Genomic DNA, 12,529 nt, shown 5'->3' on the forward strand with positions numbered 1-12,529 from the left:
GGGGCAACAACTTCATGGTCAACGAACGGAGAGGGGTGGGGTGGGGTGGGGTTAGTGCAGGACTGTGGGGGGTTCGGGTAGGCGGGGGATCAGGCGGGTTTTCGGGGTCAGCCAGCTCTGGGTGGGGGACTGGTCGGGGTTCACCTGCCAGTCGCGGGAGACCCGGTCCACCGCGATCGGGTAGATCGTCAGCGTGCCGTCCGGGTCGATGCGCATCCGCAGGAACACCTTGGAGTCCTCGATGCCCTGCCCGGCGAAGAGTTCGTTGACGTTCACCCCGAACGACCCCGCCACCAACAGGTACGCCGCCACCAGCTGACTGGCCACCAGGCCGATCACCGGGCCGTAGAGAACTGCCGCGGCGACCGCCGGCAGCGGCCACGGCCAGTCGTAGAACGGCAGCGCCAACCACGCCCAGGTGCCGGCCGCCGCCAGGGCCACATGCGCCACGCCATGACTGACGCCGAGGATGCCGTGCCGTGCGTGGCGTTTGCCGCTCGCGCTGGGCGGCTTGGCGAACAGAATCGCCGCCAGCACCGTCACGAGCACCATCAACACCAGCGGAACGCTGAACAGCCGCTGATTGGTGCTGTCCGCCCAGTTCGCGGTGGCACCCGCCATGGCCAGCATGAGCAGGGTGTGCAGGGTCCCGAGCAGAGTCGTGAAGCCGGGATTGCGGAACGGCAGCCGGGTGAAGATGCCCCAGCCGTAGCGCCGGGAGCGGGCCGCGTCCGGGTAGCGGGCCACCAGGTCGTACGGCTGGGCAGAGCTGGCCCGGCGGGCCAGCGTGTCCCGCGGTGGGACCTCGATGCGCTCGGGCAGCTTGTGTGTGGGGTAGAGATACGCCCCGCCACCGCCGCACGTGATCAGTTGCCGGTCCGGCCCGGAATAGCGGGCGTAGTGGTGCAGGTCGCCGGAGAGCAGCAGCCGCACCCGTGCCCCGGTCGGGTCGATGATCGTCCGGATGAAGTAGTCGATCGAGTCGTACGCCGTGGGGTTGTCGGCCGCCTTGACCCAGGTCGGCGCCGGCGCCGCGATGATCACCTTCGACTCCGGGCCGAGCTGCCGGGCGACCTCGTCGAAGTAGGCCAACTGCGGGTCGTCGAGGTACGAGCCGGACTGGTCGTCCACGCCGAGAAGCCACCAGCCGGCGGGCAACTCCACCGCGAAGTACGACCGTGACTGCCCGGTGCGCCACCCGGCGAAGTTCCGGTCGCGGGAGCGGACGAACAGGCGCAGGAACGCGGTCAGTCCGTCGTACCAGTCGTGGTTGCCCGGCACCGCGAAGAGCGTGGGCTTCTCGGGCGGTGCCACCGGAAGCGCGGCCTGGTACGGGCCCTTGCACCGGTCCTCGTACGAGGCGTAGGCCGCCGACGGGTACACCTGGTCGCCACCCATCACCAGGGTCTGCGCCCGGGCGAGCCGGTGCCCGTCCACCGTCAGCTCCGGCTGCGCCAGCAGGTACGCCACCGAGTACGTGGCGTTGAAACCGTCGCCCAGGTCGGCCACGTAGTCCAGCCACAGCCCGCCGTCCGGCCCGACCTGGCGGAAGACGTCGTCGCCGAACGCGTTCTGCAACTCGCGTTTGTCCAGGTACGCCCCGAAGAGCACGGCCAGCAGCGTACGGATGCCGGTGCTGATCAGCAGGAACGGCGCCAGCCACGGCACCGGTTTGCGCGGTGTGAAGCCCAGCTCCAGCGGGTCGGTGCTACGCGGACGGTGGGCGGCGCGTTCGCCACCCGGGGGGCGGGCAGGACGCTCCTGGTGGGGGGAATCGTCGCGTTCGTCGCTCACCCGCCGCAGCGTAGTCCCGCATTCGATCACCCGCTGTCCGGTAAACGGCTAGATGGCGGCCGATGTCCGGTTGGCGACGACAGGGCTGCCAGGGGTATCCCGTTCGAGCGGAGGGCGGGTGGTGCCGTACACTTGCTGATCGTTGCCGCCTTAGCTCAGTCGGCTAGAGCGACGCACTCGTAATGCGTAGGTCGACGGTTCGATTCCGTCAGGCGGCTCGGTACAGAAGCCCAGGTCATTGGCCTGGGCTTCGCCGTTTTTTAAGGTCGGCTCCTCTGACGGTCAGCGGTCCTGATGAGGTCGTGAAGCTCATCCGCCGGTGATCGTTTGCCGTGGAATGAGGGCGTCAGCGTCACCGGCAGTGCCGTAGCGGCCGCCCCGGTTGGCGGTAATCCGCTCAGCCAGGGCGAGCGCCGCTACGACCTGACCTTGCGCGCCAGCTACACCGTCTACCGTCGAGATCCGTGCATGGAGCGCTTCGTCGCCGCGGACTATCCCGATAGAGCTGCCGTCACCGGAAATCGTGCCCGCCAAGACGGTCGGACCGATCATGGCGATCTGTGCGACCATGGTCACGATCGCGGCGTTCCGCTCGGCTGAGTTTCGCTCCACGTACGGTGCCGCGGTCACCAGGACCGCCCCATCTGAGGGGCCATCGAGCTGCTTGGGTGCGGCGAGGTATCCGGCGTTCGCGAAGGCAGGCATCACCGTTGGATGGTGGGCGCTGGCCGGTCCGAGCAGAGTCGTGGCCAGGAGGGCGCTGGCGGTTTCGACTCCGTTGCTGTTGCCCGGCAGAGTGATCGGCGGAGGGCTGCTACGGCGGGTCAGCCCAAGCAGGTCCAGACTGTTCTTCGGGTCGAAGAATGCTTCCTGGATGTGAATGGGCCCGGATACGGCGGCGCCGGCCAGTTCAAGCTTTTCGATCACGCCCTCGGCGCGGTCGCGTCCGGATGGTGTCGTCAGCACCACGATCCGACGGTTGGCCAGCGTCCCGCGCAGTACTGCGGGCGCCGTGTCGTTGATGTAGTCGTCCTTACGGCTCGCCTCCTCTTGGAGGTCATCGGTCGTCTGACGAAGCTGATCGTTAGTCTTGTGCGCTGCATCGATGGAGCCCCGGAGCACGTCGGTGGCGTAACCGTTCGCTGCGGCGGTACCGAATACCGCACCGACCGCCAGGGCGACAAACACCGCAGCAAGCGAGATGACGTGGTAGCGAAAATTGATCATCGGCACACCTTAATGACGAGGTCCGTACGAGTCACTGGGACAACCCGCGCGGTGCGAGCCCGCCCGCCGCCAGCAGGAGAGCGGCGGTTAACTGGGTGATCATTCGGCGGCTGACGACAGGCGATTGACTCTAAACGGCAAATTCACCGTGGTCAGCGGCATCCAGCGCCCATCATCCGCCACTGCGAGGCAGTCCCGGCGAGGCGGCAACGGTGGCTGTTGACAGCAACGATGACAGCAACCGCGCCGGACGCTGCCGGCCGCTGGTGGACAATGTGCACAGAGCTTGTAAGCGAGGCGTCAGCTCAGCCGGCGGGTCGGTCGGGGATCCTGATGGGGTGGATAACCAGGATCTTGATGAGCTGATTCGGGCAGGACGGAACATACAAGCTCTTGTCCTCATCCGTGAACAGCGCGGGTGCAGCTTGCGAGAAGCGGTTGACCTGCTCGATGGCCATCACAAGCGACTGAAAGCCGAGCAGCCAAACCAGCGGTCATCGGCGGACGATGACGGACCGGGATACCAGGTTGGTTAGGAGTGGCAGGCGGCGGACCAGCGCCGTGCAGCCGACTCGTGATGCGTAGGTCGACGGTTCGATTCCGTCAGGCAGCTCGGTACAGAAGCCCAGGTCAATTGCCGTTTCTCCAAGTCGACCACGCCGCCGCTAATGGTGCCGGTCCGCATCCCGCGCAGCGACCGCTTCGTCCAGCCGGTTGGCGACCGCGTCCAGGTCGTCACCGAACAGACCCGCGTTGGACGTGCGAACCAGCTTGGTGACGCAGGTCAAGCCAGGTCATTGCCGAGCAGCTTCCACCCGTGTCCACCCTTCCTGAGCCGTGTGGCACCGTGACGGACGGGCCACTGAACGGGGGACACATCAGCAAGAAGAACCGATACATCGGTCCCGGCGTGAGCAGGCCGTACAGGGGGGTGCCTGAGCAGGCGGACCGCTTGACGCTGATTACCGAGTGGCATCGTTTCGTGCCCGAGCGCCCTGTCCTGGTCCAAGCCGGAGAGACGGTCTGGATTGAGGACCACCGACTAGCTGAGCACCGCAGGCCGCAGTATCACCTCATGGTGAAGCGGAACAGCGGCCAGCTGGACTCATACCCCGGCAAGCTGTACCGCTGAGGTGCTGTGACCAGCGCCGAAGCCCACGATGCGGACGCCAATGGCTGTATAGCCAGCGGCGCAGCCAAGCCACCCGATCCGGCCGGCATCCCCAGACGGCAGCAGACCCTCGGAACAGGGGTAATGGCCTCCCAGCAGGCCGCCGCGATCTTCTTCTAATCCCCGGCTTAGGACCTTCCCTGTCGTAACCGCCTGTTACGGTGCGCCGCAGTTGGCCGGTCAGAGCAACCCCACGTGGGACAGCGCGGCTACGGGGGGCGGGCACTGGTAGGTCCCCGGAGTGATCCCGGGACTGAATATTGGACACCGCAACCCGCCCCCCGCACGCGCACCACGAGCCCGAGGTAAACGGTCCGCCTCCAGTCCACAAGAGGTCGACGGACGGCGGGGGAGTGGTGCGAGATGTCGAGAAGTATTTCCGCTGCTGGACACCCCATGTGCCCAGGTCGCCGGCTTGATCGCCGAACATGATCTGGGCCTTTCGCTTGCCTTCCCTGGGCCGAGCAGCCAACCTACTCACCGGACCACAGCGCCCCTTCCAGCCGTGCCGCAGCTTCCCGCGTGGCCTCGGGGGCCACGTGTGCGTAGATGTTGAGAGTGACGCTGATCTGAGAGTGACCGAGGATCTCCATCACCACACGGTCGCGTACGCCCTGGGTGAGAAGGACGCTGGCCGCCGTGTGCCGCAGGTCGTGAAGACGAACCTGCCGTAGGCCGGCACCACTGAGTGACGATCGGTACGCGCGCAGACGGACGGACTCGCGGCCGACCCGAGCATGATCACCTCGATCATCAGGACGTCATCGCGGTGCGACGCCGGGACGTGACCATTGCGCGGTGGGGCGGCCGTTGAGACGCCACGGGTGCCCGGTGACCCGCGGCCAGCCTTCAGGCGAGTTTTCCCAGTTTTCCTGCCGGCCGTACACCGTGAGGTCCAGGGCTTGGTAGGTGGTCATCAACGCCTCCACGCCCCGCCCGGTGGTCCAGTAGGTCTCGTAGACCTTGTCGCCGTCGCGCAGGTAGCACGCGATGAACCCGAAGTCACGACCGTCGGCCAGAGCTGGGTCGGAGTCTTTCGCCGAATACCAGGGGAACCTGTAGCCCATGAACTCCGCGAACGGGGCACTTTCGTCGTAGGGACCCTCGCAGAACACGGCGTAGGTGACGTCCCGAGCGTGCAGGTAATCCAGCATCTGCATGTGACAGGTCGAGAAGGTGCACCCCTCACACTGATGCTCGTACGGTTTGCCGTCGTGCCACATGTGGAAGTAGGCGATGAGCATCCGGCGGCCCTCGAACACCTCCACCAGCGGGGTGTCCCCGCCTGGGCCCCGCACCGTCACCGTCGGCATCAAGGTCATCGGCAGCTGACGACGAGCGGCTGCGATCGCGTCTCCTTCGCGGGTATGGGCCTTCTCCCGGACCAGCAGTTCGTCGCGCTCGCGCAGCCAGGTCTCCCGGTCGACGACCGGGGGCGCGGCGGCGCTGGACGCGGGGGTTGCCGTCATGGCTATCTCCTTCGCGGAGTGGGGATCGGTCACAGGTACAGACGACCGAGTCGGCGATCGTCATCGGTGACCGATGACGGATGGGTCCGCGGTCGTCAGTACGGTTGTGAGGACCAGTCAGCCCCGGGGAGATCACATGTCCGACCCGCCTGATGAGCAGGCGGTCTGGCTGCAGCGCGCCTTCGACGAGCACCGGCGTGAGCTACACGTCCACTGCTACCGCCTAGCCGGGAACGTCACCGACGCGGAGGACCTGGTGCAGGAGACCTTCCTGCGTGCCTGGCGGGCTCGCGACCGCTTCGAGGGTCGGGCGTCGACGCGCACCTGGTTCTACCGGATCGCCACGAACGTCTTCCTCGACAGCCGCAAGGCGGCCGGTCACCGGACGGTACCGTACGGTGATCCGCTGGAGTGGTCCACCGAGCTCGGTCCCTATCCCGACGCCCTGCTGGCCGACGATCCGCAGACCGGTCTCGCCGCCCGGGAGACCGTCGAGCTGGCCGTGATCGCAGCGCTCATGTACCTGCCGCCGCGGCAACGGGCGGCCTTCGTGCTGCGCGACGTCTACGGCTGGACGCCGCAGGAGATCGCCGCCGCTCTCGACACCGCCGTAGCGGCCGTCAACAGCCTCCTCCAGCGGGCCCGCCACACCCTCCGGCGGCACGCTCCGTCGGACCCGACGGACTGGCGCCGCCCGCAGCTCACCAGTGAGGACGAAGAGATCCTGCGCCGCTACGCCAACGCGAAGGACCCGGAGACTTTCCGGGCACTGCTCGCCGAGGACGTACGGATCACGATGCCGCCCGAGCCGCCGGTCGTCGGGATCGACGCGGCCGCGGAGTTCCTCGGCCGACCGCTCGACTGGCGTACGTTCCCCACCTCGGCTAACGGGCGTCCGGCACTGATCAACTATCTCCGCCGGCCCGGCAGCCCGCACTACGAGGCGTTGGTCGTCGACGTACTCCGGATCGAGAACGGGAAGATCGTAGAGAGCAACGCCTTCATCGGTGCCCGTCACGTCGCCGCCTTCAGCATGCCCGCCACGCTCGGCACCGGACGAGTAGAAGGCCAGTTCGCCGGTGGTGCGGTAGCGGCGGATGAGCAGCCACCGATGCTCACCGGGTCGGGTAGCGGTGGTGATCCAGGCCCACAGATACTCGCGGGTGGCGCGAAGACCCGCGTTCGGAATGTTGCGGAGCGGGCCGCCATTCGGGGCGGTGAACTTCAGCGCGTCCCGGCGCTACCCGGCGACGTGCGTGGCCAGCTCGTCGACGAGGAACCGGGGCAGCGCGGTTGTCAAGCGTTGCCACCAGACCCGAGTAGCAAGCTGACCTGAGCCAACGTGCCTGGCGACATAGCCGCAGGGCGGCGGAACGCGTGCCTGGTCTCGCTGATCCGCCCGTCCGGGGTCAGAGTCCAGTGCTGCGGACCCCAGCAGCCCTGCTCCTCAAGGAGTATGCGGGCCAGCGCCCCGGTCTCTCCAGTGGCGCCGCAGGCGGTCAACATCGCAGCGAGGACGTCGTTCGCGTCTGAGGGGAGTTCCGCGTCGCTCATGATCGGCAGCAACAGAAGGAAGATATGGGGGTCAAGGCGCGGAGCCGATCCGGCTTCGGCCACCGTATGCGCGACAGCGAGCAACTCCGGCCAGCACAGCCCAGGTCCCCTGAAGCAACCTTCGACAGTTGCCAAGGGCACCGTCGCCTTCCATACAGGATGGTGCAGCAGGTAGTCGAACCCGTGTTCTCCGGGAAGGTTGCGGTAGACGACATGGAGCAGGTGCCCTGCCGAGAGTGGGACTGTCAGCACTGGCCACTGGCGCTCATCGCTGACCCGTTCAAAAATTTGCAACAGGTCGGCCTCGCTGACCCCGAATCCCGCACACAACGGCTCTTCGACGCCGTTGGTGCATTGCAACAGGTGGCTCGCCCAGAACAGTGGCTCGTCTACCAGGTACGCCCCATTGACCAGGGGGTCGTCTTCATAGCCTGGGATCTTGGGCATCGGCGATTCTGACACAGATCTCTGACCCCAGCACGACACCAAAAAGCCGCCATCAGATGAGCGCCCGCCACGAGCTGGCAGGGAGGCGAGCCGGGTGTCGGCGGATGCGGGGCCCTCCTACGCCTTCGGGTCGGACGAACCTCGCCGGAACAGCGCGATCGCGCCCGGCCCGATGGAAGCATCGAGCCGGGCGCGATCGGGTGGTTATGCCACGAAGCTGGAACGGCGACGGCGTCCGATCAGGTAGCCCACGCCGCCGAGGAGCAGAAGCGCACCGCCAATGCCGGCCACGGTCGCGGTGTTGGCACCGGTCACGGGCAGCCCACCGCCCTCACCGTTCCCGCCGCCGGGAGCGCCCAGGCTGGCGGAGGAGGTGGGGGTCGGTGCAACGGTCGTCGTGGCGCTGGGCGTGGCGCTCGGCGTCGGCTGAGACGTCGGCGTCGGCGTGGGCTGAGACGCGCAGTCAAGCGCACGCGCGGCGTGCTGGCCGTCGTTCAGGTAAGCCAGGTAGGCGTCGACGGCTTCCTCGTCGAGCACCTTCTGCGCGGCCGCCTTCACGTTGGGGCCGGCGTCCGTCATCGTCCGGCCCACCGAGATCCGCAGGTCCGTCAACCAGGCCCTTTGCAGGTCGGTCTTGAGGTAGGCGCGGAGATCATCCGCGGTGCCTTCCAGTCGCTCCCGTAGGGCAGGAGCCAGGACGGGATATTTGTGGGCGTCTGCCTCGTTCAGGATCCGGTAGGCCAGCAACCGCAGTTCCGCGGTGGCGGCGGTATCCAGGTCGATGGTGACAAGCTTGCGGATGTCCTGGTACATCTTGCGCTCGACCGTCTGGCAGGCCGCGTTCGGCACGGGCAATTCGGTCTGAGCCATCGCCGGTGCCGCCGGAATCAAAAGGGCCAGCGCTATCAGGGCGCCGGCTGGATACTTCCATCGCATGTGGATCTTCCTCCCCCGTTGTAGATCAGAACACGGGGATATTACCGTCAGTCAGCGAGAAAGCAAGATCGGATAGACGTCCTGAACTCCGTAATGAGCAGGACCACAGCGGCTGCCCCTCGCGTTCATTTCGTCGAGCGACCCGGTAGAAAAGGTCCAGAGGCGATTTTTCACCCTTTGCGATCTACGGTGTTGATCTGGGTGTACTAAGCCGAAGGGCCGTCATCCTCAGCGGCATCGCGGCCTTCGTCGCCCATCAACAGCAGGCCCATCCGGTCCGTGGCCTCGCGAGAGCTGTGCAGTGCGCCGACGGCCGTTAGCCCCGTCCCGGCGAGCGGGATCATCGTCTCCACGGCCGACGACACCTGAAGGGAGTCTTCCGTCGCCGTGCTCACCGCCATTCCCAATTCCAGGAAGGCGTCCTGGTCAGGATTGGCCATCTCCCACCAGCCCGACCACATCGCGGCGAGATCCGAGTACGCGTTGGCTGCTCCGAGTGACAGTAGGAACAGCCCCACGGGCAGCAGCCAACGCCGGTCGGCCCGCCACCCGGAGAGCGCGAGTGCCCCCATGGCCACCAGGGCAGCGAGCAGCGTTGGCCACACCGTCCCGAGCAGGTCCGACAGCGGATAGCGGACGAATTCCCGGGTGGAGTCCAGCCCGAACCAGGCGAGCAGCAGCAGCGCGAGGGCTGTCGTCGCCGCACCCCGCCGCCTGCCGCGGGACGGTAGTGACAACACGCCCGCCACGAGACAGGCAACGCCGAGCGCCAGACCCAGCGCGGCGAGCCGTTGCCGGTCGATCGAGTCCCGCCATGGCCCCAATATGGACGCCTCCGCTGCTGGTCCGTACGACACCCAGCCCACTTCGAGGACCTGCTCCTGATACCAGAGCAGTCTCATTACCTCCACCACGGCGAGGAGCCCGATACCGCCGGCGACGGCCCACCGTACGCGGCGCGCACTGCGATCCAGCAGGACGTAGGCGAGCAGTGCGAGCAGCATGACCAGGCCGAACTGCATCGACGCGCCTGGCATGGCGAGCACCGCCGCCGCAGCCGAGAGTAGACCGCCCGCGACGGACGCGACGAGGAGGCCGATCGGAAGACGCATGGCGGAGATCGTGACACGTGAGTCGGAAGTGCGTAGCCCTAGCATCGGCACTTGACCCCGGGCCGGCCTACGAGGGGCTGGTCGTGGCAAGTGCGGCAGCCACCCGTGACGCCTCGCGCCGACCCTGCTCTCGGGCGGCGGCGACAAGCGCGGGCACGACGGACCTGTCCATCACGTTCGTTCCCTGCGCTCGTCTGGACGCTGGATCCCGCAGGAGCAGCTCCACCCGGCGGGTTTCGCCCAGTGCGGCCCGCTGCTTGGCGATGCGCGCCCACGGGCCGATGGCGGCGGTGCTGGGCGCGAGGGCGACCACCGGGCCGACCCCGGGAGCGAGGTCGAGGTTGAGAGTCGAGCGCATGCCCCCGTCCATGTACCGGCGGCCGTCGATCGATACCGGCGCGCTGGAGAGCGGCATGGCGCAGCTCGCGGCGACGGCGTCCACGAGGGAGACACCGTTGTGCCGGGTGATGGTGCGGCTGTTGCCCGACTCCGCGTCGACGACGACGATGCGCAGGTCCGCGGCCTTCCAGGTGTGATCCGGCAGGCGGGCTTCGGCTGTCCGGCGTTGTCGTGACGGGTCGGGGGTGGGCGTGGCGAGGGCGAGGCGACCGAGGCGGCGAGCGGCCTGCTCGGGGGTCCGGGCGAACAGTTGTGCTCGGGCGAGGCGCAGGAGGTCGAGGAGGCCCAGTGCGGGAGAGGTCTCGTGGGCCACGCCCTGGCGTTGACGTTCGTAGAGCTCGCCGAGCGGCGTTCCGCTGGCGATCTGTGCTCCCACGACGGCACCGGAACTCGTGCCGATGAGCACTGCCTCCGGGGTGACGGTCACCCCCTCGTCCGCGAGTCCAGCGAGGACGCCCACCTCCCAGGCGATGCCGGTCACTCCGCCGCCACCGAGCACCCAGACGGGCCGCGTGTCGTCCGTCATCAGTTCCTCATTCAGGTTGGGCAAACCGCTAACAGTGTTCGCAGTTTCAGGCTAACAGGGGTTCCGGGGGGCTGGCAACGATGATCAGGGCTCTCGTCGTCCGAAGATGATGCCGCCGAGCCTGCTCTCCGGTGAGGTGAGAGTCGTCTGCGACTCGACCCGGAATCCGCTGTCGTGCAGCCAGGCCGCCACCTGGGCCGGCTGGCGACGATGGACGTGCACCTTCATCGGGTGGCCGCCGTAGCCCTCCGTCTTGAGGGTTGTCTCGTCGCCCACGTGAAAGCCGAGCAGCAGCGGACCACCGGGACGCACCACCCGCCGGAAGTGCGCGAACACCGCGCCGAGCTGGTCGTCGGGGATGTGGATGAGTGAGTACCAGGCGATCAGGCCGGCGACCGACCCGTCGGCCAGGTTGAGATCCGTCATCGAGCCCACCTCGAACCTCAGGCCGGGATGATCGCGGCGGGCCACGGCGATCATCCCGGGTGAGAGGTCTATCCCGAAGGCGTCGACGCCGAGCGTGCGCAGGTGGGCGGTGATGCGCCCCGTCCCGCAGCCCACATCCGCGACCGGCCCGCCACCGACGCCGTCCACGAGCTCGGCGAACAGCCTCAGCGCCGCCCGTTCGTGCGGTGCCTCCGACAGCAGACCGTTCACCAGCTGTGCGTAGCTGACCGCAACGGTGTCGTAGGAGGTGCGGGTGTCTGCCAACCAGCCGTCAACGTCCACCCCGGAGACGCTAGATCAGAGGGGAAAGTCGCGACGCTTGAGCTTCGCCATCCGGCCGTCCGGGTGATGCCAGACCACACCCTCCCAGTCCGGGTGAGCCAGGAGCCATGCGCGCAGCCCGTCGTGGTCCAGCGGTGCCTTCTCCAACTCGTCGTCGTCGCCAGACGTGCAGAAGCCGTGGCGGATGAGCTGGTGGCCCGCGACCTGCTCCGGATTGCCGTTCACCTTTGGCCCGACCAGCTCGTAGGTCGCGCCGAGCTGTGGGCCGGCGAACTGATCCGCGTCGACGATCGCGTCCAGAGCCTCGGCGTGGAACGTGGCGAAGGACGACTGCTCGACCGGCTCCCAGCCGACGGTCTTGCCGGTCACCTCATCGGTCATGACCGGCTGGTACCCCGCTGGTGTGGCCCTGCCCGGCTTCACCTCGCGCCGGGCCCACCAGCGCTCGCCGTCGTACATCACGCAGGTGCCGTCGTACTTTCGGGTGGCGGTCCCCTCGCCGTCGAGCACCCACTGGCAGTCCGGGTGGACATCCGACATCACCCGGCGCATGTCGTCCGGGTCGCGGAGGAACAGGGTCGGGATCTTGCGCACGCTCGGCGTCCTCTCCTGTCCGGCAGTCGTTGCTCGCCGGCTCCGCACAGCATGAAGGAGCGGCGATATCGGCCGCCACGTCTTATCGTGGCTTCGCGAACCGGGTCCGGAGCGGTCATGCTGCGACGGTGCCCGTCCGACGATCTGGAGGCGTCCGCCCATGACCTTCGTACCGATGACCGTCAGCCTGCCCATCGCCGACCGCGCCACCTCGTACCACTTCTATCGCGACGGTCTCGGCCTCGACCCCGTCGGCGAGCTGGCCGACGACGGCCTCCCGGAGCCGTTGCAGTTCGTGGTCAACGACGGTCTGCGGCTGATGCTGGTCCCGACCGGAGGCTTCGGTTGGGTGATCGGCCGGCACGAGGTCGCCGCGCGGGGGCAGAGCGAGTGCGTGCTCAGCCTCGGCGTCGCCACGTCCGCCGACGCGGACGCGATCGTCGAGCGGGCGCGCTCCGCCGGCGGCGAGGTGGTCACCGAGCCGCAAGCCCAACCCTGGGGGTACGCGGCTGTGTTCGCCGATCCCGACGGTCACCTGTGGATGGTGTCGACCGCCTCGGAGTGAGCATGC

The 12,529-nt window shown here is 67.7% G+C and carries 12 protein-coding genes, 1 tRNA gene and 1 pseudogene; 3 read left to right on the forward strand and 11 right to left on the reverse strand.

Going from position 1 to position 12,529, the window contains the following annotated elements; all coding sequences use genetic code 11:
• Positions 1-51 precede the first annotated feature (51 nt).
• Positions 52-1,794, reverse strand: coding sequence for a metallophosphoesterase family protein (locus AC3CF1_RS21680; protein ID WP_099849989.1), 1,743 nt, complete (start codon positions 1,792-1,794; stop codon positions 52-54).
• 144 nt (positions 1,795-1,938) lie between these two features.
• Between AC3CF1_RS21680 and AC3CF1_RS21685 the strand changes: the two genes are divergently transcribed.
• Positions 1,939-2,012 (forward strand) — tRNA-Thr (locus AC3CF1_RS21685).
• A gap of 91 nt (positions 2,013-2,103) precedes the next feature.
• On the opposite strand, the gene AC3CF1_RS21690 is transcribed toward AC3CF1_RS21685, so the two are convergent.
• The 4 genes from AC3CF1_RS21690 to AC3CF1_RS21705 form a co-directional block, all read right to left on the reverse strand.
• Positions 2,104-3,021, reverse strand: coding sequence for a copper transporter (locus AC3CF1_RS21690; RefSeq protein ID WP_210916411.1), 918 nt, complete (start codon positions 3,019-3,021; stop codon positions 2,104-2,106).
• A 305-nt stretch (positions 3,022-3,326) separates the two neighbouring features.
• Positions 3,327-3,479: a hypothetical protein gene (locus tag AC3CF1_RS21695; protein WP_354982558.1), complete on the reverse strand. Its 153-nt coding sequence runs from the start codon at positions 3,477-3,479 to the stop codon at positions 3,327-3,329.
• Between the two features lie 1,186 nt (positions 3,480-4,665).
• Positions 4,666-4,902 carry a tyrosine-type recombinase/integrase gene (locus AC3CF1_RS21700; RefSeq protein WP_354982671.1) on the reverse strand — a complete coding sequence of 79 codons (237 nt, stop codon included), beginning with the start codon at positions 4,900-4,902 and terminating at the stop codon, positions 4,666-4,668.
• 51 nt (positions 4,903-4,953) lie between these two features.
• Positions 4,954-5,661: a DUF899 family protein gene (locus tag AC3CF1_RS21705; protein ID WP_354982559.1), complete on the reverse strand. Its 708-nt coding sequence runs from the start codon at positions 5,659-5,661 to the stop codon at positions 4,954-4,956.
• Positions 5,662-5,797: 136 nt separating this feature from the next.
• Here AC3CF1_RS21705 and AC3CF1_RS21710 point away from each other — a divergent pair.
• Positions 5,798-6,697: pseudogene (locus AC3CF1_RS21710) on the forward strand (RNA polymerase subunit sigma-70); the annotation flags it as partial.
• A 260-nt stretch (positions 6,698-6,957) separates the two neighbouring features.
• Here AC3CF1_RS21710 and AC3CF1_RS21715 read toward each other — a convergent pair.
• From AC3CF1_RS21715 to AC3CF1_RS21740, 6 genes are all read right to left on the reverse strand, one after another.
• Complete coding sequence (locus AC3CF1_RS21715) at positions 6,958-7,662, reverse strand: hypothetical protein (RefSeq protein WP_488451140.1); 705 nt, start codon at positions 7,660-7,662, stop codon at positions 6,958-6,960.
• Between the two features lie 204 nt (positions 7,663-7,866).
• Positions 7,867-8,598, reverse strand: coding sequence for an LPXTG cell wall anchor domain-containing protein (locus AC3CF1_RS21720; protein WP_488451141.1), 732 nt, complete (start codon positions 8,596-8,598; stop codon positions 7,867-7,869).
• Positions 8,599-8,804: 206 nt separating this feature from the next.
• Positions 8,805-9,710 carry an aminopeptidase gene (locus AC3CF1_RS21725; RefSeq protein WP_328368004.1) on the reverse strand — a complete coding sequence of 302 codons (906 nt, stop codon included), beginning with the start codon at positions 9,708-9,710 and terminating at the stop codon, positions 8,805-8,807.
• A gap of 67 nt (positions 9,711-9,777) precedes the next feature.
• Positions 9,778-10,635, reverse strand: a complete 858-nt coding sequence (locus AC3CF1_RS21730) for a patatin-like phospholipase family protein (protein WP_354982564.1) — start codon at positions 10,633-10,635, stop codon at positions 9,778-9,780.
• An 84-nt stretch (positions 10,636-10,719) separates the two neighbouring features.
• Positions 10,720-11,364, reverse strand: a complete 645-nt coding sequence (locus AC3CF1_RS21735; RefSeq protein ID WP_354982565.1) for a class I SAM-dependent DNA methyltransferase — start codon at positions 11,362-11,364, stop codon at positions 10,720-10,722.
• A 15-nt stretch (positions 11,365-11,379) separates the two neighbouring features.
• Entirely contained in the window at positions 11,380-11,958 is a 579-nt protein-coding gene (locus tag AC3CF1_RS21740) for an RNA ligase 1 family protein (RefSeq protein WP_355159475.1), read from the reverse strand.
• Between the two features lie 160 nt (positions 11,959-12,118).
• On the opposite strand from AC3CF1_RS21740, the gene AC3CF1_RS21745 reads away from it, so the two are divergent.
• Positions 12,119-12,523, forward strand: coding sequence for a VOC family protein (locus AC3CF1_RS21745; RefSeq protein WP_354982567.1), 405 nt, complete (start codon positions 12,119-12,121; stop codon positions 12,521-12,523).
• The last annotated feature ends 6 nt before the right edge of the window (positions 12,524-12,529 follow it).

It is taken from the genome of Micromonospora sp. MGP-C2, assembly GCF_057766525.1.